Raw genomic sequence first — 24,345 nt, forward strand, 5'->3', positions numbered from 1 at the left:
CAAAAAGGCAGTCTTCAAACTGCCTTTTTGAATATAATTTACAGAATTTAATCTCTAGTTGCCAAAGTTACAGTTTCACCTATCCAACAGTTTAAGGTTAAAGTTTCACCTGGCTGTCTGCTTTCCGTAAACAATTCCTCTTTGGAAGGGAACCTCGCACGTGCCTCAGCCATACCTTTGCTGTCACCTGCCCTTTGGTAAGCATTATAGGCTGCTATAAAGATAGCCTGATCTTCTACCCTACTGATACCTTTTTTACAATCATTGTAAGACCCCATATACAATTGGGCTATCAACAACCAAGCTTCTTTGGATTTTTCAGGATCAACTTTTCCTGCCTCAAGTGCAGAAGATCTTGCAGCTGATTTTCTACCTGACTGAGCATGGATTTTAGCCAAATCAAAATATACTTCCGCTTTTTGGGTGTTGTTTTCTGCCAAAGTCAAAGCTCTTTCCAAGACAGGGAAGGCTTTTTCATACTCCCTGTTCTGCATATAGCGCATCGCTCTAACCTGAGAGGTCGAGAAAGTAGGATTGTCAGAATCTATCATTTCCAAAACTGTCAGGAATGTAGGCGAAGAGGTACACTTGTATTGGATGGAATACTTGAAAATCTGCTGTGCCAATACCATATTGGTAGGATCGGCCATCAACTTCGGACTTAAGGTGTTTTCAATGAAATCACAATCAATCAACTCCATAGCAACAACCAATTGTTCCAAGGTCTGCTTTGGCGCTGAAACATCTTTACCTTCTGCCTCTGCTTCAGCTAACAAAGCATTTAGTTTTTCATAGCGTTCCAACAGTTGCTCTTTGGTAAAAGCTTTATTATAGGCATTATGCCTATAGACCAAATCAAAATAAGCTGCGACCAAATTGATGGTATTGAAATTACCATTCAATTCAACCACTCTATCAAATGTAGCCAAGGCGTCACCAACTTTTTTTCTATCGGCTTTGTAATAATTATAGCTGTAGTATGCTTTGTTTTCTATCCATTTGGTTTCATTATCAAAATTAGCCTTTCTCATATCGAAAATCGTTATGACAGAATCCTGATATACCTTTTTCTTTGCCTCATCAGTTGCTGTTCCTGCAGCACCGTGGTATACTGTTACACCATTGATATAAATGGATTCATTCAAATCAGGAGTATTGGCCAAAAGCCAACTCAGTGGTTTGGTTGCTTCAACGAACTGATCAGATTTCATATAGTCCACATAGGAAGCGTTGTATTCTCTTGCTTTTGCTTCTAGCTCTTCATCAGCGGGCCAGTTCCAACCGTCCTGCGCCTGTGCCATTCCTACAAGGGCTATTATAAAGAACCCTACAAGTGTGTGTTTTACTTTCATATTCTGTTTTCTTTATTCGTAAACTCGTTTATAAAACCATGTATTATCGTTGAGAGAAAATCCTAATGTCACATTAAAGTAATTTTCTCTGATCAGTCCATTTTCCAAGGTTCCTCTTGAACCAAATTTAAGAGCGAAGTTTACCAAAGAGAGGGAACTAATCGGAACAGATGCTCCAAAATTAATGCCAATATCATTAATCTCTGTTTGGTTAACAACATATGGGGTTTGTTGATATTCAACCCCAGCTCTGATTGTAGACCTTTTGATCAGGCTGCTCCCAGCGCTGAAACCAGGAGTAAACTGACCGCCAAACGCAACTCTGTAACTATCCCCCAATTCACCTACTGTTCCGCCAAAAGACCGAAATTCGCTAAATGCCTGCATTTGGGCCTCAAGACCAATTACAAATTTATTGATTTTTTCGTAAGAAATCCCATAACCTATGTTTGTAGGAATAAAAACATTCCCTTTTACATTATCACTGATTACATCACCTTCCGAATCCGGGTTGCTAGCTTGACCAAATCCTGCCACTTTTGCAAACTCTCTTCCATTTATTTCACCAAAAGCATGATAAGTGGCTCCTAAATGAAGATTACTTTTTGCTCCGAGTTTGAAAAAATAGTGAACACCCAATTTAAAAGTCATGTCACTCACGGTAAATCTTTGGTAGAATTCAGAGGAGGCCCCGATCGGATTACTGCTTGAATCCAACAGCGCAAGCTGATTGGTTCTGATGGTAGATCCAAAAAGATATGACCCATGCACTCCTAAACTCAGATTTTTTGCTACCACAATTCCCGTAGAAAGATATGCTTCCGAAATACCTCCTTCTCCTTCAATTCTGTTTAATGAGGTCAGATCAGAATTGGAAACCTGACCATTGACCAAAAGTCTGTAGTTGACACTACTGATTTGGTTAAGTCCTAAGCCTACGGTGGATTTACCGGCATTGATGGGTAAGGATATGGCTGCATAAGAAATCCCTCCACCATCGATGGTCTCATTCAAATCGTTGGTTGCCACATCCAATCTTGAATAATTAAATGCTGCCTGAAAGTTAAAAACAGTATTTCGGGTGGATAGGGCCGGATTCATTTGATTGATAGCCCAACCTGTACCATAACTTATCCCTAATCCTCCCATTGCTCGATTTTGGGTAAATCCGGAATTGTTGAATTCACCCAATCCAAGTGCGCTGTAGGTAGATGCACCTGACTGTGAAAAGGCATTGTTGAATATAAAAAAGGTGCTGATGACACCAAGTAATTTGAACCTATTGGTAATTGACATTGTAGCTTAATATTCTATTTAATCCATACAGGATCAAATTAGGGATTACAAATATGTGGTCTTTTGTTAAGGATTCAAAAAAAATTGAATCACCCCCACAAATAATGACCTTTAAACCTTTATACTTTGATTGGTACTGCTCAATGAATCCGGTCAATTCATGAAGAATACCAAAATATACCCCTCCCTGCATGCAGGAAACTGTACTCCCTCCTATTAAATCAGGTACGGACTCCCTTTTCAAGTCCACCAAAGGAAGCCTTGCTGTTTGCTGATTCATGGCCCTGAACCTCATCTGTAGTCCAGGTGAAATTGCACCACCCCAATAACAATTCCGGTCATCCAGAAAATCATAGGTTATACAACTTCCCAGATCTATTGCCAATAGATTTCCAACCGCTGCGATAGCTCTTGCACCCACTACAGCAGCCTTTCTATCCACTCCCAACGTTTCCGGCGTTTGATACTTATTCTCTATCGGTAGACGTGTTTTCATATTCAGAAATAGAAATGAATACGGTAACATCTCATTCAATTGTGTTTCTTGGTAAGTAACTGAACTGATGATGGCATGCTGGAAATCCAGTTTTTCTGAAAAAGCCCTGAATAAGTCAAAATCCTCAAAACTATTTTCTGAAATCAATGTATCATCTTCAAAAACTGCTGTTTTGATTCTGCTGTTTCCTATATCTACTATTAAGTTTCTCAAGAATTTCGGGGTAATTTAAGCCTAGTCATTTGCAAAACTACTCATTTTAAGAAACCAAGGATTTTGAATAAATTAAAATTAACTTTACCCAATAACATTTAACAAATTTTAACCCATGAATGGTCATTCATCCTATAAAATAATAGGTCTGATGTCAGGTACTTCCGGAGATGGGCTTGATATTGCTTATTGCGAATTTGAAAAACACGAAAACTGGAAGTATTCGATAGTCGAATCTGAAACAGTTCCTTTTCCTAAGAAATTAGCCAAAAAACTGGTCAAAGCCCATACCGTGAACGGACTGAAATTAACTTTGCTCGATGTGGAATTTGGAAATTGGATGGGAGAACAGGTTAAGCATTTTGTCACCAAACATTCTCTTTCGGTACAGGCTGTCGCTTCTCATGGTCATACCGTATTTCACCAACCAAAGAAGCGACTAAGCCTTCAGATAGGAAATGGCTGGGCTATTCATGAAGCTTGTGGTATTCCTGTAATCAATGATTTTAGAATGCTGGATGTGCAACTTGGTGGACAAGGAGCCCCATTAGTCCCTATTGGAGACAGGTATTTGTTTTGGAAATATGACTATTGCATCAACCTTGGCGGTATTGCCAATATCAGCATGGAATTTGATCAAAAAAGGATAGCCTTCGATATTTGCCCCTTTAACCTATTGCTCAATCATTTTGCTGAAACCTGCGGCAAAAGCTATGATAAAGATGGAAAGCTTGCCAAGAAAGGAAAACTGCTAAATAAGGTTTTGAAACAACTTGATAAACTGCCTTTCTACCAAATTAAGGGCGCTAAATCCCTTGGAAGAGAGGATTTGAAAGACTACCTGAAAATTCTGGAGGGAAACGGAGATCATAAGGCTGAGAACATTCTGCACACCTTAGTGGTACATTATGTGCAACAAATCAACATGACGCTTACACCAATTCCAGGGAAAAAGCCTTCAATTTTGATTACCGGTGGAGGAACCTACAATACTTTTTTTATGGAAAAGCTTCACGAAGCATTGTCTGAAAATTTTGAAATCATTTCTGCAGGAGAAACACTTATCAATTTTAAAGAAGCTCTCATCTTTGCTTTTTTGGGGGTTTTGAGATTAAGAGGTGAAAACAATTGCCTTTCTTCAGTAACAGGCGCTTCAATTGACAATTGCGGGGGCAACATTTTTGGATTAAATAGCAGAGTACTTTAAAAGTCGGGATTATTTCTATTTTTGCCTTCAGATAAACCCAAATATTCGATATGAAAGAATTACTCAAAAAATTTGAGAATCAACAACCCGAGATTGTTTTTGAATGGAGCGACAACGAGTCTGAAGCAGAAGGCTGGGTAGTCATCAATTCTCTCAGGGGAGGTGCTGCAGGTGGTGGAACAAGAATGCGCAAAGGCCTGGACAAAAGGGAGGTGGAATCCCTTGCAAAAACCATGGAGGTAAAATTCACGGTTTCAGGACCAGCCATCGGTGGAGCAAAGTCAGGAATTAATTTTGATCCCAATGACCCAAGAAAAGATGAAGTATTAAAGCGATGGTACCGGGCGGTAATGCCGTTATTGAAAAGCTACTACGGAACAGGCGGGGATCTTAACATAGATGAAATTCACGAGGTAATTCCCATTACGGAATCCTTCGGACTTTGGCACCCACAGGAAGGTATTGTCAACGGTCACTTTCACGCAACCGAGCCCGATAAAATCAGAAAGATAGGCCAGCTTCGGCAAGGTGTTTCCAAAGTTTTGGAAGATCCTTTATACACACCGAATGGTCCAAAAAAATATAAAGTAGCGGACATGATTACAGGTTTTGGCGTAGCTGAAGCTGTAAGACATTATTATAAAATCTGGGGAGGTGAAATAAAAGGCAAAAGGGCTATTATCCAAGGTTGGGGTAATGTTGGAGCAGCAGCAGCATGCTTTCTAGCCGTAGAAGGTGTCAAAATAGTAGGAATCATCGACAGAGTAGGGGGATTGATAAATGAAGATGGATTTTCATTGGATGAAGTAAGGGATTTGTTTGTAAAAAGAGATGGCAACAAGCTAGTTGCTGATGAACTGATACCTTTTGATGAAATCAATGAAAAAATCTGGGATTTAGAAAGTGAGATTTTTATACCGGCAGCTTCCTCAAGACTAATTACCAAAAATCAGGTTGAAAGAATGGTAAATGCAGGTTTGGAAGTAATCAGCTGTGGTGCCAATGTACCCTTTGCAGACTCAGAGATATTTTTTGGTCCAATAGGCATGTGGACCGATGAAAAAATCTCCCTGCTTCCGGATTTTATTGCCAATTGTGGCATGGCAAGAGTATTCGCACATTTAATGTCTGATCAGGTAATATTGACCGATGATGCCATTTTCAAGGATGTCAGTAACACCATATCCAAAGCTCTGAGGAAAACTTTTGAATCAAATCCAACCAAAACAGGCTTGGCACAATCTTCTTTGGAAATCGCTCTCAAGCAACTTGTATAACCATATAGCCAGTCATCAGCCAAGAGTAAATAAATTTAAATTATTCCCCTTTTGGCTGATTTTTTATGTAGTCCTTTTCATTCAAAATAAGTAGTTTAGCAAAAACAAAATTGGAGTTTGTTTTTAGCTAATCACAAATTTCAAGGTTTTCTGAAATACGAATTGTTAAAATGAGCCTATAATTTTAATTGAATGAAGAATCTTATTACTGTTTTCGTAGTGATTTTTGGGATGTTTTATTTTTCAGGTATCCCTCAAGTCTTTGCCCAAGCAGAAACCCAAACCGAGGTAGTAAAACAGGATAGTGAAAGTCACACTTTAGCAAGTGTAGACCCACACGTTCACGATGATGCCCATGACCAGCATGGGACTGCTCCTCTTTGGCTCGTGATACCCTTCGTTGCCTTGCTGCTGATGATTGCAACAGGTCCTTTGTTCTATGAACATTTTTGGCATCACAATTATCCCAAAGTGGCAGTAGGATTGGCTATTTTGGTGGTTTTCTATTATTTATTTGCCCTTCATAATGTACATGGACCGGTTCATGCCTTGGCTGAATACGTACAGTTCATAGCCCTTTTGGCATCTCTCTACATAGCTTCCGGAGGGATATTGATAGAAGTCGATAAAAAAGCCACCCCCATGGCAAATGTATCCTTATTACTGATAGGGGCTTTAATTTCGAACCTTATAGGTACTACTGGCGCCTCCATGCTTTTGATCAGACCTTTTATCAGGCTGAACAAAGGCAACATCCAGCCCTACCATATTATTTTCTTTATTTTCATGGTCAGCAACATTGGGGGTTCCCTGACCCCGATTGGCGATCCGCCGTTATTCCTGGGATTCTTAAAAGGCGTTCCTTTTTTCTGGACATTAGAGTATAATTGGCCTGCTTGGGTGTTAGCTTTATTGTTATTATCTGGCGTTTTTTATTTAATTGACAGAAAATTCGGCAAAGCAAATGAAGATGAATTGGAGGAAACCGTTTATACCAACAAATTTGAGTTGATCGGATCAAGAAATTTTCTTTGGCTTCTAGTTGTAATTTGCTCTGTGTTTTTGGATCCAAATGTGATTGATTGGGTACCGGCCATTCATTACGATGGACAGAAATTTTCCTTCATCAGGGAGATCATCATGTTATCGGTAGCTTATTTGAGCTTTAAATTTGCAGATCAAAAAGCGATAAAAGGAAATGAATTTAATTTTGAACCCATAAGAGAGGTCGCCTTTATCTTTATTGGGATCTTTGGCACAATGATGCCTGCATTGGAGTTGGTGGGGAATTTTGCAAAATCTCCCGAAGGTGCAGCCATAATCACCCATAACACTTTATATTGGGGGACCGGTATTCTCTCCGGATTTTTGGATAATGCACCGACTTACCTGAATTTCCTTGCTGCGGCCATGGCCTCACAAGGGGCTGAAATTAGCAGTATTGAGAATGTGAGGGATTTTGCTTTGAATAATTACGAAGATTCCGCATTTGAACTGATGGCTATTTCCATTGCAGCAGTATTCTTTGGTGCTATGACCTATATAGGGAACGGTCCAAACTTCATGGTCAAGTCAATCGCTGAACAAAGCGGTATCAAAATGCCATCCTTTTTTGGTTACGTGATCCGTTTTTCCCTTCCCATTCTTTTACCGATTCTTATAATTATCTGGCTGGTGTTTTTTGCCTTCGTGTAAAGAATTCAGTAATCCATTTCTTTTGCAAGATTATTTTTTGAGAAGAGATTGATGTATAAATGCATCAAAATCAAGGCTATTAAGAAAAATGGGGCATAGTTTGTTTTGAGTATTACATAAGGGCTATTTAACATACCCGGTTATGCTCATTTTATTTGGCTTCAAAAAGACAACCTTTTGAGTTGTCTCCACTACATAATTTTCAATTTCCCCTCCTTGGCCTTGGTTGTAAATAATTCCTGTTGTTTGGGTGGAATAAAAAAGATTGGAAGATCCGGAAATAAATGTAATGTCCTTCACTTCTCCGCCACTGTAATTCACCACAATTTTTTTCACTCTCCCTTTCTCGTTTTTTTTCAGTTGATGGATTAGTTCCCGATCATTTTTTTGGGTCTCATAGGCGGCAGCCAAGCTAGGTTTATTGATATCCGCCTGTATAAAAAAATCCAGTTCTCTAAGCCAATTTTCAGAGCTCAAAGTATCAATGATCTCCTCTTTTTCGCCGTTGACAATAACTTCTTTTAAAAGCACCTTACCGTCAAGATTCAGAGCCAATTCTTCTATGTAATCTTTCAATGGAAAATAGATATTCTCTGTTTCCTGAACCGACCTATTGGTTTCCACACAGCTGATGAACATTAAAAGAAACAGAATGATAAAATAAAAATACTTCATATATATTTTTGTTTTCCAAGATCATAAATAACAAGAGGCTGTCTCATAAGTGAAATCTCCAAAATCATATCCAAATATTATTTGGGCTTAGATTTGACTAGACTTTGGGTCTTTGTGCCTTTATGGCATTTTTGGACAATTTTGACCACAAACACAAAGTCACAAAGGGCCTAATTGTAAAACCTATACTTTATTTGGCAATAAAATTTGAAAGTCGATTTATGATACAGCCTCTTGTTACAAATGTAATATTATTTAAACCAAAATATTTCCGGTCATTTCCTTCGGGATAGAAATGCCCATCAAAGTCAAAATAGTGGGTGCTAAATCGCCCAATTTCCCATCTTTAAGCTCAAATTTATCTTTTTCATCTACCAGAATACAAGGGACCAGATTAGTAGTATGGGCTGTATTTGGACTTCCATCTTCATTGATCATCATATCACTGTTTCCGTGGTCTGCAATCACTATGGTGGTATAACCACTTTCCAAGGCCTGGGTAATGACCTGTCTGGCACATTCATCCACTGTCTCACATGCCTTAACAGCAGCTTCAAACACCCCTGTATGTCCCACCATATCCGGATTGGCAAAATTGAGACAAACAAAATCCACCTCTTTTTTTCTTATTTCGGTTTTTATTTTGTCTGCAATTTCATAAGCGCTCATTTCAGGCTTTAGGTCATAAGTTGCTACTTTTGGAGATGGACACAAAATCCTGCTTTCTCCGTCAAATTCTTTTTCCCTGCCTCCTGAAAAAAAGAAAGTCACATGGGGATACTTTTCGGTTTCTGCTATTCTGATTTGTTTTTTCCTATTCTCAGCCAACACCTCTCCCAAAGTATTATTCAGATTATCCTTCTCAAAGAGAACTTTTACATTTTTGAATGTCTCATCATAACTGGTAAAGGTTATATAATGAAGTTTTAGTTTTTTCATATTAAAATCTTCAAAGTCCGTCTGCGTAAGGACTTGGGTGATTTCCCTTCCTCTGTCAGTCCTGAAATTGAAGCAAATCACTACATCATTTTCCTGAATTACAGCCAATGGCTTACCCTGTTCATTGACCTGAATAATTGGTCTTATAAACTCATCCGTCACCCCATTACTGTAGGATTTGACCATTGAGGCCAACACATCTTTTGATTTCTCTCCTTCACCTTTGACCATGGCATCATAGGCCAATTTCACCCTTTCCCATCTTTTATCTCTATCCATGGCATAGTATCTCCCAATGACAGAAGCAATCTTACCCACAGAATGCTGAAAATGCTCATTGAGTTCACTCAAATAATGCAGCCCGCTTTTTGGATCGGTATCCCTGCCGTCAGTAAATGCATGTACATAAACCTGTGACAAACCATTGAATTTAGCTGCATCACAAAGGCCTTTGAGATGGTCAATGTGAGCATGTACGCCTCCATCCGAAACCAACCCTATCAAATGCACTTTTCTATTTTCCCTTTTGGCATAATTGAATGCCTCCACCAAAATAGGGTGATGATTCAGATCCCCATCTTGAACTGCCTTATTGACTTTGACCAGGTCCTGATAAACTACTCTTCCTGCACCTATATTCATGTGACCAACCTCGGAATTACCCATTTGCCCTTCAGGAAGACCTACGGCCAAACCTGAAGCTTCCAACTTGGAATGGGGATATTTTTTATAAAGGCTGTCCACAAAAGGCGTTTTTGCTTTATCAATTGCGGAGACCTCGGGATTAGTAGCAATGCCCCATCCATCCAAAATCATCAATATTACTTTTTTATTCATAGTGGCATTCTATTTTGATAAAAATTAAAAGTGATTTTTTAACGAACTGTAAAAATGATTATTCTTTACCAAGTGCACAAAATTCCAGCTACATAATTTTCTGCTTTTGGAAATTGATAAACTCACATCAAAAGCAGAAATCTTAGGATGAATTACTTTTTTGTCAAATAATAGCCTTACCTAACGAATTTGGCTTAATATTTGTTTTGTAGTTTTCACAATGAATTTTATGAAAAGTTTAGTTGCCCTAATATCATTATCTCTATTGTTTTTTGTGCCTTCAGGTGCCACCAACCGAACCGAAACAAATCTCAATTTGACGGAATTATCTGTTTATTTCAAAACAGGTTCAAGTAAGGATCTTGCCAGATATTTCGACCACGCTATCAATTTGAATATCAATGGCCAGCAAGGTGATTATTCTAAAAATCAGGCAGAATTTATTCTAAAGGATTTTTTTATCAAATACCCTCCGGATGATTTCAAAGTTCTCCATCAGGGAGAAAATCGGGGGCCTACAATGTTTTTTGTGGGATCCTATATGACCGATTCAAATCAATTTCGGATACTGATCAAAGGAACCAATAAAGGTGACCTGATTAAAATCTTTAGCCTGGAAATTATAAAAATAAGAATTTAGGCTCCCTGCAAACATAATTTTTTATTTTTGAGGTGTGAAAAACATACCCTATCTGACACCTGAAAAAATACATGAATTTATCCGTCTTGCCCTCCAAGAAGATGTTGGTGCGGGTGACCATTCATCTTTGGGATCAATCCCTCAAGGTAAACAGGGTCAGGCCCAATTGATCATTAAAGAAAAAGGCATCATCGCAGGACTGCAACTTGCAGAAATGATTTTTCGTCAATTTGACCCTGATCTGAAAGTTGAACTGTTGATGTATGACGGTTCTGAAGTCAAAGCCGGAGACATTGGATTGACAGTAAAAGGCTCAGCAATATCTATTTTGACCACTGAAAGATTGGTTTTGAACTGTCTCCAAAGGATGAGCGCAATAGCCACAAAAACGCATAACCTCAATCAAATTATCAGCCATACCAAAGCAAGGCTGATGGACACTAGAAAGACAACCCCAAACTTCAGATTGATGGAAAAATGGGCCGTGGTCCTCGGTGGCGGGTTGAACCATAGATTCGCTTTGTATGATATGGTTATGCTGAAGGACAATCATATTGATTTTGCAGGAGGAATAAGGCAAGCAATCGAGTCTACCAAATCCTATCTTGATTCAAAAAAACTGAACTTGAAAATCGAGGTAGAAACGAGAACACTTGCTGAGGTCAAGGAAGTATTGGATGTAGGCGGGGTCGACTTTATCATGCTGGACAACATGGATTACCCTACCATGAGAGAAGCAATCAGATTAGTAAACGGAAGATTTCCGATTGAAGCATCCGGAGGTATTACAGAAGAAACACTGAAAGATGTAGCTGAGTGCGGTGTGGATTTTATATCCGTAGGTGCACTGACCCATCACGTAAAAAGTATGGATATCAGTTTAAAAGCGTTTTGAACAGGAATCAAAAAAAGGCACAATGGAGATGAATCCGATTGTGCCTTTGTTAACAATGTAGGGTTAAAATTAAAGTTTTAATTTTTTGAAGCAAAGTCCGGATAAGCCTGCATACTGTGTTCATTGATATCCAAGCCTTCCAATTCCTCTCTTTCATCCACACGTATACCAATGGTTCTCTTTAAAGAAAAGAAAATCAACCAACTGCTGCCAAAACAAAAAGCTGCTACTGCCCCAATGCCGATAAGTTGAGAAAGAAGCTGCTGGAATCCAGCTAAATTCCCAAATAGACCCACTGCCAAAGTACCCCAGATTCCACCGATCAAGTGGACAGAAATGGCACCCACAGGATCGTCTATTTTTATTCTATCAAAAAATACTACAGCAAATACAACCAATGTTCCTCCAATAAACCCAATAATGGCGGACTCGCCTACTCCCATCAAATCAGCCCCGGCAGTAATGCCTACCAGTCCTGCAAGAATTCCATTCAGCACCATAGTGATGTCATAGGTCTTGAATTTAAGATACGAAGCTATCAAAGCCCCAAATGCACCTGCGGCACCCGCAATAGCAGTGGTGACAAAAACCCTGGAAACACTTCCTGGATCAGCAGTCAATACCGAACCCCCATTGAATCCAAACCAACCAAACCAAAGTAAAAATACCCCGATTGTCGCCAAAGGAATATTATGGCCCGGAATAGCTTTCATGCCTGTTTCTGTATACTTGCCCAATCTTGGGCCAAGTAAAAAAGCCCCCACTAAGGCTCCCCAGCCCCCGACAGAGTGCACTATGGTAGAACCCGCAAAATCATAGAAAGGCACGTCTAAAGTATTCAAAAAGCCTCCGCCCCATTTCCACATTCCAACAATTGGATAGCAAATACCCACATATAAGATCGAAAAAAAGATAAATGGTCCTAATTTAATTCTTTCGGCAACAGCTCCGGAAACAATAGTCGCGGCTGTAGCTGCAAACATGGCCTGGAAAATAAAATCAGTAAAAAAAGTGTACCCTTCATTATAGGCAAATGTATCCCAGCCCTCCGGGAGAGAAATCCCAATTCCGGAAAGACCGAAGAAACTGCCTGTAAAAGCTTCTCCGGGGTACATTAAATTAAATCCGATAAAGGCATAAGTAAGCAGCCCTATAGCAGGGATAATAGTATTTTTAAAAAGGATATTGACCGTGTTTTTTGCTCTGGTCAGTCCAGCCTCCAAGCTGGCAAACCCCAAATGCATAATGAAGACCAATATGGTGGCCACCATCATCCAAAGGTTATTGATAGTAAACATTTCTTGATTCATAGGTTTGATAGGTTAGTATTATGTAATGATATTTTGACTGATGAATTTGAATAAGAAGGCAGATTTCACTTTGTTTTTAAATTGGATTGTCTAAGCTGTATTCATATGCATCACTTCTCTAGGTTTCCTGACTTACATTTGGACAGGCTTTAACTCTCGTTTCTTTTTTCTTACTTCTTGCTTCTTGGTTCTTGCTGCTTTTGACTACAATGCTTCTTCACCGGTGTCACGGTTTCTTATTCTGTAGGCTTCCAAAGCCTCGTAGATGAAGATTTTTCCATCCCCGACTTCCCCTGTTTTCCCCATATTCAGGATACAATCGACCACAGGTTGGACGAGTTCCTCTACTGTCACAATTTCAAGTTTGGTTCGGGGAATATAACTTGGTTCATAAGCCACACCACGGTAAGTCTGTTGCTTGGCATGTTCCATCCCCATTCCCTTTACTTCATAGAAAGTGAGAAATTTCACCCCCAAACCTGCTACACATGTATAAATCTCCTCAAATTTGGATGTTCTAATAATTGCTTCGATTTTTTTCATTTTCTTCAATTTAAGTGGGTATTTATTAGAAAAACAGTGCTAATGTAAAAGAAAAAGTATTAAAAAAATATATTTGATTTATTTTTGAACCTATTTGAACAATTTTTTTTATTATTTTTAATTTATAGATAAAATTTTAACCCTATTTCAAATATTTTTTTGTCTGAAAAAATTTTATCGGTTCTTTTTTTAATCATATAAAGACAATAGGCATGTTTTTACTTTCTGGAATCTATGTATTAAAATAAAACAACCCTTCTCTTTGTATCCAAAATGAAAAAAGTAATTTTGGACCTGAAAAAAGAAATGACTTTATGAAAATCAAACCAACACTTTTGGTACTTGCTGCCGGCATGGGCAGTAGATATGGAGGAAATAAACAGATTGACGGCTTTGGCCCCAATGGAGAAACCATCCTGGAATATTCCATTTATGATGCCATTAGGGCAGGATTCGGAAAGGTTGTCTTGATCGTAAGACAAGAAATACTGGAAATGACCAAAGAACTGCTTCTGCCTAAAGTAGAAGGAAAAATAGAAATCGATTTTGTACTCCAATCCCTCCAAAGTTTTGTGCCGAGTGAATTCCAAAATCCGGAAAGAACAAAACCCTACGGCACAGCACATGCAGTATTGTGTGCCAAAGATGCGATCGCAGAGCCATTCTCTGTTATCAATGCAGATGATTTTTATGGGAAAGAGGCTTTTGAGGTAATCGGTAAATTCCTGACAAACGGGGTTCAGCCCAATCTACATGCAATGGTAGGCTATGCAATCCAAAACGTACTATCCGAACACGGCACCGTAAGCCGGGGAGTATGCAGCATGAATGAAGCGAATCAACTGATAGGAATGATAGAAAGAACCTCCATCGCAAGAGAAGGTGAAAAAATCCTGAGTAAAGGTGATGGTGAAGTGATCGAAATCAAAGAAGGAACACCTGTCTCTATGAATTTTTGGGGATTTCATCCAACAGTCTTTTCTGCTATTGAAGAAATGTGGCTGGAATTCCTCACCAACAATACGGAAAATTTAAAATCCGAATTTTACATCCCTACCGTGGCCAACAATCTGATTCAGGACGGCAAGGCTGCATTTGAAATATTGGAAGGTGGAAAAACCTGGTTTGGGGTAACTTATACCGAAGATAAACCTGTAGTAATCGATTCCTTGAAAAAAATGCATGAATCAGGGGAGTATCCGGTGAATCTTTGGGGTTGAGTCGCGGTATTCAGTGGGCAGTCGCAGTTGGCAGTCGCAGTGTTCAGTTTGCAGTCACAGCTTAAAGTGGACAGTTTTAGTTTGCAGTAGGCAGTATTCATATTGAATACTGATCACTGAAAACTGATCACTGAAAACTGCAAACTGAACCCTGCCAACTGATCACTGAATTTTGGACAATACCTCAAATGCTTCATCTCCGGGTCTTGGGGCATTGACATCGATGATTTTATTGTCTTTGCCGATTATCAGGTATCGGGGAATACCCCAAACCTTAAAATATTGCATGATTTCCGCCTGAAAACCCTTACCAGCAAAAAGATGAACCCCTCTCATGGGATTTTTGCTCAGGTAATTTCTCCAAGGCTCTTCCTTTTCATCAATGGAAATGTACATGAGGACCACATCTTCCTTTTCCCGCAGCTTTGATTCAAATTCAGGTGTTTTTGTCCGAAAAGTATTGATACAGGGTCCGCACCAACTGGCCCAAAGGTCAAGATAAATGATCTTGTCCTTGAAATCCGTTAAACTCACCTGATTCCCCTCCAAATCAACAAAAGAAAAATTTTCCACCTGAGCGCCAGCCCGTAATTTTTCTATCGAAAGCAATCCATTATCAAGATTATCGATGTAAACGGATTGAGGATATGTACTTTTGAAACCTTCTATTTGAAATTTACTTACATCATAGCCACCTGAAAGCATCAGCATGTCATTCTGTATCAAGGCAGCCAAAAACATTTCTTTTTTTGGTTCTTCCAATTCTTGGACAAATGCCCCAACTTGCTCATTGGGCATCCCAAAAGGAATTCCCAATGCAGTATGAACAGTCATCATCAGGGACCGCGCAAGGTCATCTGAGAGTTCCGAAATGGAAGATTCCAATCCGGTTTCTCCAAAAAACCTTTCCAGAAACAACAGCTTTTCGGAAGTGTCCAATTCCTGCCCCCTGTCAAAATAAAGATCTCCCAATTGAACCAACATGGTATTGGTAAAAATCCTGGCATTTTTCTTTTCTTCTTCTTTGAGTCCGACAGAATTTTTTTGGTAATACTCTTCTAATTCTTTTTTAATCTGCGTGACGAAATCAATATAATCCCCGGCCGGAGGAAGATCATCGACATCATACAAAACGGCAGCGACTTTTCCGTAAAGATCATTTTGAACATAACTTTCAAGTCCGTTCATGTAATCCAAATATGCCTGGGTAGGTGCTTGTCCATAAGAACTGAACCCAACAAGGATCCAAAGTAAAAAGAGGGAAAAGGGCTTTTTCATCATAGTCTGAATGCGCATGTTTGTAGAGTAGTTTGCAATAGTAATAAAATTTTGAATTTAAGATTCAGATTTAGATTTATTACTATTTTTGAAGATATAGATTCAGTTTCTCATAGCAAACCCCTAAAACCATGAAAAAGTTGTTTTTTTCCACTTCCCCATTTCTCCTGGACTTGGGATTAGCCATTTTAAGGATTTCAACTTCTCTGATGTTGGTCACGCATGGCTGGGCCAAAATTGCAAACTTCAGCGAGAGACTGACTACATTCAGCGATCCTATTGGATTGGGACCTGCATTGTCTTTACAGTTGGTGATTTTCGCAGAGTTTTTCTGTGCTATTCTGTTGGCTTTGGGCTTCCTTTCACGGATATCATTGATTCCATTGATCATCAACATGGCGGTTATTTCTTTTGTGGTTCATGCTGATGATCCTTTCTCAAACCAGGAAAAAGGTTTATTGTTCCTGGTCATATTTGTTTTCTTGATGTTTTCCGGTCCCGGCAAATATTCCGTGGATGCCCAGATCAAAAAGAACAGCAACTAAAATACATCTGTAGAAATCAACCCGTTTTCAATAAGAAAAAATTTACTTTCAGCCTCTATGGCTGCGAGTATGGCTTTAGATCTTTCCGGCCGGGCATCCGTGATAAACAACTGCCCAAACCTGTGGTCTGCGACCAGATTCATCAGTTTTGCAATTCTGATATCATCCAGTTTATCAAAAATATCATCCAATAACAGGATGGGTTTTGTTTTTTTATGGGTGAGAAAAATCTGGAACTGTGCCAACTTCAGGGCAATCACATAGGATTTTTGTTGGCCCTGGGACCCGAATTTTTTAATAGGATAATCACTGATACCAAACTGGAAGTCATCTTTATGTATGCCCATATTGGTACGTTTGAGCATAAAATCCCTTTGCCAATTGTTTTTGAATTCGCTGGCAAAATCTTCGCTTAAACAATGGCTGTCATATTGGATATCAATATTTTCCTGATTATCTGAAATGATATCATAAAATTCTTTCAAAAGAGGCCCATATTCTTCCGTAAAGGATTTTCTGGATGTCGCGATCAACTTTGACAGTTCAATAATTTCTTTGTCATAAGGCTCTACAAATGCTTTGTCCCATTTGCCCTTATCTGCAAACTGCTTGATCAGTGCATTTCTCTGCTTCAAAAAATGTTGGTACCGCACCAGCCTATCCATATACTGCTTGTCCATTTGGCAGAGCATATTATCAAAAAACCTCCGCCTTTCTTCACTGCCCCCCTTGATCAGCAAAGTATCGTCAGGAGCAATGATAACCACCGGCAAAAGACCGACATGCTCACTCATTTTCTCAATGGCTTTCCCGTTTTGTAAAACCTGCTTTTTTTTCCCGGCTTCAAAAATGCATCGGACTTCGATTTCCTTGCCTTCCAGATCAAAATCACCGAAAACCGTGAAGAAATCTTTGTTATGGAGAATATTCAACAAATCAACCCCATTGATGGCGCTTTTGGTCAGGCAGAGATAGTGTATCGCATCGAGCAGGTTGGTTTTACCGCTTCCGTTTACCCCGACAAAACAGTTGATTTCCTTTGAAAACTGTACCTGGGCCTTTTGATAATTTTTAAATTGTTGCAGGCGGATATTTTTAAGGTACATGTTGCCTAAACTGTAGGGTTTTTGACTAATTTCGCATTTGGCCTGAAAATTCAGCCTGTTTGGTTATATTTGAGGCCTAATTTAGCATATTTTATTATAAACGATATGGCAAAGAAGAGTACTGCTACCAAAGCAAAAACAAAATATCCGAAAGAAACCTACGCTTTTTGGTATGAAAGCATGCTGTTGATGAGGAGGTTTGAGGAAAAAGCGGGCCAACTTTACGGACAGCAAAAAATAAGAGGATTTTGTCACTTGTATATCGGTCAGGAAGCCTGCGCTGCCGGCGCGATCACTGCATTGGAAAAAGATGATAAATGGATTACTGCTTACAGGGACCACGCCCACCCACTTGGTTTGGGAACGGACCCCGGGGCTGTGATGGCAGAACTTTATGGTAAAGCCACAGGTACTACTAAGGGTAAAGGCGGTTCCATGCACATTTTTGATAAAGAAAGAAACTTCATGGGCGGACATGGTATCGTAGGAGCCCAAGTCCCGATGGGTTTGGGTATCGGGTTTGCTGAAAAATATAAAGGAACCAAAAATCTTTGTATCTGTCACATGGGTGATGGTGCTGTGCGACAGGGAGCTGTACACGAGGCCTTAAATCTGGCCATGCTATACAAAACCCCAGTGATATTTGTAATTGAAAACAACGGATATGCCATGGGTACCTCCGTAGAGAGAACCTCCAATGTCACGGAACTTTATACCATCGGCGAAGGATATGATATGCCTTCATTTCCGGTTGACGGTATGAATGTGGAAGCCATCCATGAAGCGGTGGCAGAAGCCGCTGAAAGAGCCCGGAAAGGTGATGGTCCGACATTATTGGAGTTCAGAACTTACAGGTACAAAGGACATTCCATGTCCGATCCCCAAAAATACCGCACTAGAGAAGAAGTAGAAGAATACAAGCAGCGAGATCCCATCGCCCAGGTAAAAGCTACCATTATGGATAATAAAATCCTTACCGAGGAAGAAATTGCTGAGATTGACAAAAGAGTGAAAAAGCAAGTAGATGACGCGGTTAAATTCGCCGAAGAATCACCTTGGCCTGACGGTCAGGATGCCTTTAAGGATATTTATATGCAGGAAGACTATCCTTTTGTGATGGAGTAAAATTCTTTTGGCATTTATATATAAAAACCATCGTTGCGGGAGTGACGATGGTTTTTTTTGTTTGAATTTAAAAATGATTAAAATTTAAGTTTTGATATACATTATTCAAAAAAGAAAGTTAATAGTAAGAACTTGATGCCTTCCATTGATGTCTGAATTTTAGATTACAGAAAAGTGGCTTTTTTAAACCGTTACAGTCGCAAAGAAAAAACAGCGCAACCCTTGCGGATTGATTTTTAAGGGATTAAAGGTGTATCTCCTATAAAGATTTGATTCAGACAACGGATATTCCTAACCGCCACGATAACAAAGATGCCGCAAAGAATAAAAACCTTAGGGCAACCCTTGCGTCCCATGCGGTTTAAATTTTCGTTGTATCCCCCTATTCCTTCCTCATCATCCCTTTATCTCTCCAATCCCAATTTGGATTTCAATAAAAGAAAATTAACTTTGCGGGCGCAAATTGTTAAAGAATGGCTAAGAAAAAAACAAAAAAAGCTTCTGAAGTAGAATATGAGCTTTTGGAGAAACCCGAAGAAATTGCAAGCAGGCTGGAAAGAGGTGAGGCTTTTGTAAAAAAGAATTCAAAATTATTTGGAGGAATCCTGATCGTGGGCATTTTGCTTATTGCAGGGATTCTATATTTCCAGATTGATAAGCAAAATAAAAACGAAAAAGCACAGGCCGAAATGTTTCAGGCGGTGTATTATTTTGAACAGGACAGCACAGACTTTGCCCTGAACGGCGATGGATCAAATCCAGGACTTTTGAGAATCATCGAACAATACGGTAGAACTGATGCCGCCAACATGGCACATTTCTATGTCGGTTCCATCTATCTTTCCGAAGGTCAATTTCAAAAAGCAGTGGATCATTTGAAAAAATTCTCTGCCGATGATTTCTTTGTTCAGGCTAGGGCATATTCTCTTTTGGGAGATGCCTATCTGGAATTGGGAAATACCAAGGATGCTATCTCTGCTTACAAAAAAGCAGTGGATCATAAGGAAAACAAATTCTTTGCACCTAGATATCTGAGCAAATTGGCTATCGCTTATGAAGAGGCAGGAGAAATTGAAAACGCCATCAAAACCTATGGTATCATCGAGGAAAAATATTTTGAATCGTTTGAATTTACTAACGCTCGAAAGCATAAAGCGCGCTTGGAAGGCCTTGCCTCTAAGTAATGCTTTAATAAGTTAAGGCATTTTGGAAGAGTAAGGCTGTAAGTCTTACTCTTTTTTGTTTATATAAAATCCCAAATCCAACGTTATGGCTACTTCATTAAAAAATCTGAGTCAGTATTCGGAAAACAACATTCCTGATATCTCCAATAAAAAATTCGGAATTGTTGTTTCTGAATGGAATGATCAGGTGACAGAATCTCTTTTTGAAAGTGCAGTGGAAACGCTTATCAAATACGGGGCAAAGAAAAAGAACATCTTTAGAAAAAATGTTCCAGGCTCATTTGAGCTGACTTTAGGGGCACAATGGCTGGCAGAATTAAATGAAATAGATGCCGTAATCTGCCTGGGTTGTGTGATTCAGGGGGAAACAAGGCACTTCGATTTTATCTGTGACGCTGTTGCCCATGGAATCACTAATGTAGCTTTGAAATATAACAAACCAGTAATCTTCGGTGTGCTGACTCCCAATACGCTACAGCAAGCCTTAGACCGTGCCGGAGGAAAACACGGCAATAAAGGAGATGAAGCAGCAATCACGGCGATAAAGATGTTGGGATTTTAAAAAAGACGTGAGACATAAGACGCAAGACACAAGACGCAAAGCTTGTCCCGAAGTATTTCGGGGACTAAAGACTTCTTGGCTCCCCACACTCGGGACAAGCTTTGTTTCTTGGTTCTTGGCTCTTGGTTCTTGTTTCTAACATCTCGCTTCTCGTATCTCGCTTCTAAAAAAAACCAAACCTATACACCAACCATGAAAATTATGAAATTCGGAGGTACTTCTGTAGGGAGACCCGAAAGAATGCATCAGGTCAAAGATTTGATCACAAGAGATCAGGAAAGAAAAATAGTAGTCCTTTCTGCGCTATCAGGTACCACCAATGCCCTTGTGGGTATAGGTGAAGCATTGGCAGATGCCAATAAAGATCTTGCCAAGGAGCGGATTGACCTATTGCATAAGCACTATTTGACTTTTTATAAGGAACTTCTGACAAGTGAAGCTGCCAGATCAAAAGCAGAAAAAATCATCAAAGAACATTTTGAATTCCTCAATATCATCCTCAGGATTTCATTTAATGAAGCTATAAATCGGGATATTTTGGCTCAAGGGGAACTGTTATCAACGAAACTGTTCTATACACTTCTCCAAGAGTTGGGCATCGATGCGGTATTTTTGCCCGCTTTGGACTTTATGAGTATTGATGAAAACCATGAGCCCGAACTTTCAAAAATCTCCGAAAAAATCAACGCTATCCTGAAAAATTATCCTGAAGAGAGCATTTTTGTCACTCAGGGCTATATATGCAAAAACCACAGAAATGAAGTGGATAACTTGAAGAGAGGTGGGTCAGATTATTCCGCTTCTTTAATTGGTGCTGCCATCCATGCTGAGGTGGTTGAAATTTGGACCGATATCGACGGGATGCACAACAATGACCCCCGGATTGTGGATAAAACGAGACCCATCGCCCAACTCTCCTTTGATGAAGCAGCCGAGTTGGCCTATTTTGGCGCCAAAATCCTGCATCCTGCCTCCATATGGCCGGCACAGCAATACAATATCGCTGTAAAACTATTGAACACCATGGAACCTGATGCCCCGGGAACTACCATAACCGGAACTGAAAGGGGATTAGGGGTCAAGGCCCTGGCAGCCAAAGACGGAATTACAGCCATCAAAATCAAATCCAGCAGAATGTTGCTCGCTTACGGGTTTTTGAGGAAAGTTTTTGAGGTTTTTGAGAAATACAAAACTTCAATTGATATGATTACAACTTCGGAAGTGGCTGTTTCGGTAACCATTGATGATATTACTTACTTGCAGGAGATCGTAAAAGAACTGGAAGGATATGGTACTGTTGAAGTGGATAAAAACCAGGCCATTATTTCTGTAGTGGGAAATAGGATTGCAGAATCCGAAGGAACTGTGGCCAATATCATGAACTGCCTCACCGCATATCCCCTTCGGATGGTATCCTATGGGGGAAGCAGGCATAATGTTTCTATCCTGGTCGATTCCAAATTCAAAAATGAAGCACTTAACAGTCTCAATGTAGGATTATTCGAGTGGTGATTTTCGTAATTTTCAAAAATGTCGAATTAAGTCCTGAATTGTTAGTGAAGTGAAATTATCTTGAAATTAAAAGAAGATTTTTACCATTGATATAATTGACAGAAAATCAAAAAAAGTATATGTACTAATTTGATTTCGCAATTATTTCTACAATGAGATTCTGTCTTCCTCTTTTCATTCTATTGTTCACTTTCGAAGCATTCTCACAAGACTCCTATGATAAAGAGTCAGGGATAATCGCGAGTAAAATCGACTACCCGATTTCATTAGACGGCGTATTGGATGAACCAATATGGAATGATCTGGATTGGGCTAAAGATTTTTCACAGTTTTTCCCATCAGATACCTCTTTGGCCAAAGCCCAGTCAAAAGTAAAAATCGCCTTTGATGAAAGATTTTTATACATCGCGGCTGTCATGTACAATCTTGGTCCAAGGGAAAAATACGTAAGCACTTCATTAAGAAGAGATTACAGAGGTGAGCAAAATGATGGGATCAGCTTTGTATTGGACACATTCAATGATAAAACCAATGCATTTCAATTTGGGGTAAACCCCTATGGTGTTCAAAGGGAATCCCTGATTGCTAATGGCGGCATGCAATCTTCGGACCTAAATCTTGCTTGGGACAATAAATGGTATTCCTTTGCCAAAATTTATGAGGATTATTGGGTGGTGGAAATGGCTATTCCATTTTCAACCTTACGCTACAACGATGGTGCTATGAATTGGAATGTCAATTTCTACAGGATTGACAGTGAATATAATGAAAGAAGTACTTGGTCTCCAATCCCCAGAAATTTTAATGTCATCAATCTCGCGTTCAGCAGAAAATTGATTTTTGAAGAACCATTGAAAAAAGAATCTACCAACCTCTCTTTGATTCCTTATGCAGCAATTACTACAGATAGAAACAGCCTTGAGGGAACTTCAAATCCTGTCAAACCTGCCTTTGGTGGGGATGCAAAAATAGGTATTGGCCCAGCTTTGAACATGGACCTGACCGGCAATCCTGACTTTTCTCAGGTGGAAGTAGATGAACAGGTGACCAACTTGGACAGATTTGAAATATTCTTTCCTGAAAGGAGGCAATTTTTTCTTGAAAATGCTGATTTATTTGCTGATTTCGGGACTCAGAATATTCGACCGTTCTTTTCAAGAAGAATAGGCGTGGACAGGGATGAAACTACAGGCCAAAATGTACAGAATCCGATTCTTTATGGGATCAGGTTAAGCGGGAAACTCGATGAGGATTGGAGAGTAGGTCTTATGAATATGCAGACCGCCAATGATTCAGAAAGAGGAATAGTGGGTAAGAATTTCTCTGTGGCTGCCGTTCAAAAAAAAATCTTTACACGGTCAAATTTAGGTGTGATTCTAATCGGCAGGGAAACCCTCAATGACAACGACGGATTACCATTATTTGACCCCGAGCAATATAACCGCCTGATCGGTTTTGATTATAACCTTGCTTCGGCAGACAATAAGTGGACGGGGAAATTCTTCTACCATAAAACCTTCGAATTCGAAAACAAGGAAAAAAACAGTGCCGCCCATGCACAAATCAACTACAATGATTTACATTGGGAGGCAAGTTTTTCTTATTCCAATGTGGGAGAAGGATTTAACCCTGAGGTTGGTTTTACACCAAGAACAGATTTTCAGCGTGCATCCTCCAGAGTCACCCATCAGTTTTTTCCTGATTCCAAAATTATCAACAGACATGGGCCGGGTTTTGAAACAGAAATCCTGTGGAATGAAAGTCTGGGAGTTACAGACGAGTTACACACTTTATTCTATACCAGTCGCTTCCAATCCTTATCGACTTTGACCATTACAGCAAGCAACAGATTCACCTACCTTTTCTTTCCTTTTGACCCTACCCGAACAGGAGGTGAACCACTTGAAGCAGGTACTGAGTATAGAAATAATACAGTGGGTTTTAGGTATGTCGGCAATCCACGAAAAGTATTTTTCATTTCGGCAAGAGGAGAAATCGGGGAATACTTTACCGGTAATATTAAAACCCTTATTGGGGCCATGAATTGGAGGCTGGGCTATTTGGCAAATATTTCAATGAATTTCAGTTACAACAATATTCGTCTTCCCGAACCCCAAAATGATGCTGACCTTTTTCTGATTGGACCAAGAATTGATCTGACTTTTACCAAAAGTCTTTTTTGGACTACTTTCGTCCAATACAACAATCAAATCGACAACATCAATGTAAACACCCGCCTTCAATGGAGATATGCACCGGTATCTGACCTGTTTTTGGTTTATACAGAAAATTATTTCCCTTCTACCTTTGCCTCCAAACAAAGGGCTTTTGTGATGAAATTAAACTATTGGTTTAATATTTAAAAGGAAGTTGAAGCATTGAAAGTCCTTAATTTCAAATGGGAAAAAGACTTTAAACTTAGGAATTGAAGGGTTGAA

At 39.4% G+C, this 24,345-nt stretch carries 21 protein-coding genes; 12 read left to right on the top strand and 9 right to left on the bottom strand.

All coding sequences use genetic code 11. The features are described 5' to 3' along the window. Positions 1-47: 47 nt before the first annotated feature. Genes B9A52_RS02695 through B9A52_RS02705 form a run of 3 tightly spaced genes read right to left on the bottom strand, consistent with a single transcriptional unit; the run spans position 48 to position 3,357 of the window. A complete protein-coding gene (locus B9A52_RS02695; protein ID WP_084118853.1) occupies positions 48-1,352 on the bottom strand; it encodes a tetratricopeptide repeat protein in 1,305 nt (434 codons plus the stop codon). Between the two features lie 12 nt (positions 1,353-1,364). Continuing rightward, positions 1,365-2,648, bottom strand: coding sequence for a hypothetical protein (locus B9A52_RS02700; protein WP_084118854.1), 1,284 nt, complete (start codon positions 2,646-2,648; stop codon positions 1,365-1,367). Then, positions 2,632-3,357 carry a type III pantothenate kinase gene (locus B9A52_RS02705; protein ID WP_084118855.1) on the bottom strand — a complete coding sequence of 242 codons (726 nt, stop codon included), beginning with the start codon at positions 3,355-3,357 and terminating at the stop codon, positions 2,632-2,634. The genes B9A52_RS02700 and B9A52_RS02705 overlap by 17 nt, the downstream gene beginning before the upstream one ends. A gap of 115 nt (positions 3,358-3,472) precedes the next feature. Between B9A52_RS02705 and B9A52_RS02710 the strand changes: the two genes are divergently transcribed. The 3 genes from B9A52_RS02710 to B9A52_RS02720 all read left to right on the top strand — a co-directional run bounded on the left by B9A52_RS02710 (position 3,473) and on the right by B9A52_RS02720 (position 7,536). Continuing rightward, positions 3,473-4,564 (top strand): anhydro-N-acetylmuramic acid kinase, encoded by a 1,092-nt coding sequence (locus B9A52_RS02710; protein WP_084118856.1) that lies wholly within the window; start codon positions 3,473-3,475, stop codon positions 4,562-4,564. 50 nt (positions 4,565-4,614) lie between these two features. After that, positions 4,615-5,841: a Glu/Leu/Phe/Val dehydrogenase dimerization domain-containing protein gene (locus B9A52_RS02715; RefSeq protein WP_084118857.1), complete on the top strand. Its 1,227-nt coding sequence runs from the start codon at positions 4,615-4,617 to the stop codon at positions 5,839-5,841. A gap of 192 nt (positions 5,842-6,033) precedes the next feature. Next, positions 6,034-7,536: a sodium:proton antiporter gene (locus B9A52_RS02720; RefSeq protein ID WP_084118858.1), complete on the top strand. Its 1,503-nt coding sequence runs from the start codon at positions 6,034-6,036 to the stop codon at positions 7,534-7,536. 123 nt (positions 7,537-7,659) lie between these two features. Here the strand turns inward: B9A52_RS02720 and B9A52_RS02725 are convergent, their stop codons facing one another. Together B9A52_RS02725 and gpmI are read right to left on the bottom strand one after the other, a co-directional pair. Next, positions 7,660-8,211 (bottom strand): hypothetical protein, encoded by a 552-nt coding sequence (locus tag B9A52_RS02725; RefSeq protein WP_084118859.1) that lies wholly within the window; start codon positions 8,209-8,211, stop codon positions 7,660-7,662. A 255-nt stretch (positions 8,212-8,466) separates the two neighbouring features. Continuing rightward, on the bottom strand, positions 8,467-9,987 hold the full coding sequence (gpmI, locus tag B9A52_RS02730) for a 2,3-bisphosphoglycerate-independent phosphoglycerate mutase (RefSeq protein ID WP_084118860.1): 1,521 nt from the start codon (positions 9,985-9,987) through the stop codon (positions 8,467-8,469). 229 nt (positions 9,988-10,216) lie between these two features. Between gpmI and B9A52_RS02735 the strand changes: the two genes are divergently transcribed. Both B9A52_RS02735 and nadC read left to right on the top strand, forming a co-directional pair. Further along, entirely contained in the window at positions 10,217-10,627 is a 411-nt protein-coding gene (locus B9A52_RS02735) for a DUF4783 domain-containing protein (RefSeq protein ID WP_172805156.1), read from the top strand. A 34-nt stretch (positions 10,628-10,661) separates the two neighbouring features. Then, complete coding sequence (gene nadC / locus B9A52_RS02740) at positions 10,662-11,522, top strand: carboxylating nicotinate-nucleotide diphosphorylase (protein WP_084118862.1); 861 nt, start codon at positions 10,662-10,664, stop codon at positions 11,520-11,522. A gap of 77 nt (positions 11,523-11,599) precedes the next feature. On the opposite strand, the gene B9A52_RS02745 is transcribed toward nadC, so the two are convergent. Together B9A52_RS02745 and B9A52_RS02750 are read right to left on the bottom strand one after the other, a co-directional pair. Continuing rightward, positions 11,600-12,832 carry an ammonium transporter gene (locus B9A52_RS02745; protein ID WP_084118863.1) on the bottom strand — a complete coding sequence of 411 codons (1,233 nt, stop codon included), beginning with the start codon at positions 12,830-12,832 and terminating at the stop codon, positions 11,600-11,602. Positions 12,833-13,036: 204 nt separating this feature from the next. Further along, positions 13,037-13,375, bottom strand: a complete 339-nt coding sequence (locus B9A52_RS02750; RefSeq protein WP_084118864.1) for a P-II family nitrogen regulator — start codon at positions 13,373-13,375, stop codon at positions 13,037-13,039. A gap of 314 nt (positions 13,376-13,689) precedes the next feature. On the opposite strand from B9A52_RS02750, the gene B9A52_RS02755 reads away from it, so the two are divergent. After that, on the top strand, positions 13,690-14,595 hold the full coding sequence (locus B9A52_RS02755) for a nucleotidyltransferase family protein (protein ID WP_084118865.1): 906 nt from the start codon (positions 13,690-13,692) through the stop codon (positions 14,593-14,595). A gap of 162 nt (positions 14,596-14,757) precedes the next feature. Here B9A52_RS02755 and B9A52_RS02760 read toward each other — a convergent pair whose 3' ends face one another. Continuing rightward, positions 14,758-15,891, bottom strand: a complete 1,134-nt coding sequence (locus tag B9A52_RS02760) for a TlpA family protein disulfide reductase (protein WP_231955446.1) — start codon at positions 15,889-15,891, stop codon at positions 14,758-14,760. 113 nt (positions 15,892-16,004) lie between these two features. Here B9A52_RS02760 and B9A52_RS02765 point away from each other — a divergent pair, with 113 nt between their 5' ends. Beyond that, on the top strand, positions 16,005-16,418 hold the full coding sequence (locus tag B9A52_RS02765) for a DoxX family protein (protein WP_084118866.1): 414 nt from the start codon (positions 16,005-16,007) through the stop codon (positions 16,416-16,418). Here the strand turns inward: B9A52_RS02765 and recF are convergent. After that, positions 16,415-17,524, bottom strand: a complete 1,110-nt coding sequence (recF, locus tag B9A52_RS02770) for a DNA replication/repair protein RecF (RefSeq protein ID WP_084118867.1) — start codon at positions 17,522-17,524, stop codon at positions 16,415-16,417. The two genes, B9A52_RS02765 and recF, sit on opposite strands and share 4 nt — an antisense overlap. 105 nt (positions 17,525-17,629) lie before the next feature. Between recF and pdhA the strand changes: the two genes are divergently transcribed. The 5 genes from pdhA to B9A52_RS02795 all read left to right on the top strand — a co-directional run bounded on the left by pdhA (position 17,630) and on the right by B9A52_RS02795 (position 24,270). Next, positions 17,630-18,649 (top strand): pyruvate dehydrogenase (acetyl-transferring) E1 component subunit alpha, encoded by a 1,020-nt coding sequence (gene pdhA / locus B9A52_RS02775; RefSeq protein ID WP_084118868.1) that lies wholly within the window; start codon positions 17,630-17,632, stop codon positions 18,647-18,649. Between the two features lie 473 nt (positions 18,650-19,122). Beyond that, positions 19,123-19,833 carry a tetratricopeptide repeat protein gene (locus B9A52_RS02780; protein WP_084118869.1) on the top strand — a complete coding sequence of 237 codons (711 nt, stop codon included), beginning with the start codon at positions 19,123-19,125 and terminating at the stop codon, positions 19,831-19,833. An 85-nt stretch (positions 19,834-19,918) separates the two neighbouring features. Next, entirely contained in the window at positions 19,919-20,395 is a 477-nt protein-coding gene (gene ribH, locus B9A52_RS02785) for a 6,7-dimethyl-8-ribityllumazine synthase (protein ID WP_084118870.1), read from the top strand. Between the two features lie 192 nt (positions 20,396-20,587). Further along, positions 20,588-21,907, top strand: coding sequence for an aspartate kinase (locus B9A52_RS02790; protein ID WP_084118871.1), 1,320 nt, complete (start codon positions 20,588-20,590; stop codon positions 21,905-21,907). Positions 21,908-22,059: 152 nt separating this feature from the next. Further along, positions 22,060-24,270, top strand: a complete 2,211-nt coding sequence (locus tag B9A52_RS02795) for a carbohydrate binding family 9 domain-containing protein (protein WP_084118872.1) — start codon at positions 22,060-22,062, stop codon at positions 24,268-24,270. The last annotated feature ends 75 nt before the right edge of the window (positions 24,271-24,345 follow it).

Source organism: Aquiflexum balticum DSM 16537 (assembly GCF_900176595.1).
Lineage (GTDB): Bacteria > Bacteroidota > Bacteroidia > Cytophagales > Cyclobacteriaceae > Aquiflexum > Aquiflexum balticum.

What these genes read in the sequence shown, in the direction of transcription:
- B9A52_RS02725 (WP_084118859.1), bottom strand. Translation starts at nt 8,211, where the DNA reads ATGAAGTATTTTTATTTTATCATTCTGTTTCTTTTAATGTTCATCAGC.
- B9A52_RS02790 (WP_084118871.1), top strand. Translation starts at nt 20,588, where the DNA reads ATGAAAATTATGAAATTCGGAGGTACTTCTGTAGGGAGACCCGAAAGA.
- pdhA (WP_084118868.1), top strand. Translation starts at nt 17,630, where the DNA reads ATGGCAAAGAAGAGTACTGCTACCAAAGCAAAAACAAAATATCCGAAA.
- B9A52_RS02720 (WP_084118858.1), top strand. Translation starts at nt 6,034, where the DNA reads ATGAAGAATCTTATTACTGTTTTCGTAGTGATTTTTGGGATGTTTTAT.
- B9A52_RS02755 (WP_084118865.1), top strand. Translation starts at nt 13,690, where the DNA reads ATGAAAATCAAACCAACACTTTTGGTACTTGCTGCCGGCATGGGCAGT.
- B9A52_RS02780 (WP_084118869.1), top strand. Translation starts at nt 19,123, where the DNA reads ATGGCTAAGAAAAAAACAAAAAAAGCTTCTGAAGTAGAATATGAGCTT.
- recF (WP_084118867.1), bottom strand. Translation starts at nt 17,524, where the DNA reads ATGTACCTTAAAAATATCCGCCTGCAACAATTTAAAAATTATCAAAAG.
- B9A52_RS02765 (WP_084118866.1), top strand. Translation starts at nt 16,005, where the DNA reads ATGAAAAAGTTGTTTTTTTCCACTTCCCCATTTCTCCTGGACTTGGGA.
- ribH (WP_084118870.1), top strand. Translation starts at nt 19,919, where the DNA reads ATGGCTACTTCATTAAAAAATCTGAGTCAGTATTCGGAAAACAACATT.
- B9A52_RS02715 (WP_084118857.1), top strand. Translation starts at nt 4,615, where the DNA reads ATGAAAGAATTACTCAAAAAATTTGAGAATCAACAACCCGAGATTGTT.
- B9A52_RS02700 (WP_084118854.1), bottom strand. Translation starts at nt 2,648, where the DNA reads ATGTCAATTACCAATAGGTTCAAATTACTTGGTGTCATCAGCACCTTT.
- B9A52_RS02710 (WP_084118856.1), top strand. Translation starts at nt 3,473, where the DNA reads ATGAATGGTCATTCATCCTATAAAATAATAGGTCTGATGTCAGGTACT.
- gpmI (WP_084118860.1), bottom strand. Translation starts at nt 9,987, where the DNA reads ATGAATAAAAAAGTAATATTGATGATTTTGGATGGATGGGGCATTGCT.
- B9A52_RS02750 (WP_084118864.1), bottom strand. Translation starts at nt 13,375, where the DNA reads ATGAAAAAAATCGAAGCAATTATTAGAACATCCAAATTTGAGGAGATT.
- B9A52_RS02695 (WP_084118853.1), bottom strand. Translation starts at nt 1,352, where the DNA reads ATGAAAGTAAAACACACACTTGTAGGGTTCTTTATAATAGCCCTTGTA.
- B9A52_RS02760 (WP_231955446.1), bottom strand. Translation starts at nt 15,891, where the DNA reads ATGCGCATTCAGACTATGATGAAAAAGCCCTTTTCCCTCTTTTTACTT.
- B9A52_RS02795 (WP_084118872.1), top strand. Translation starts at nt 22,060, where the DNA reads ATGAGATTCTGTCTTCCTCTTTTCATTCTATTGTTCACTTTCGAAGCA.
- B9A52_RS02745 (WP_084118863.1), bottom strand. Translation starts at nt 12,832, where the DNA reads ATGAATCAAGAAATGTTTACTATCAATAACCTTTGGATGATGGTGGCC.
- B9A52_RS02735 (WP_172805156.1), top strand. Translation starts at nt 10,217, where the DNA reads ATGAAAAGTTTAGTTGCCCTAATATCATTATCTCTATTGTTTTTTGTG.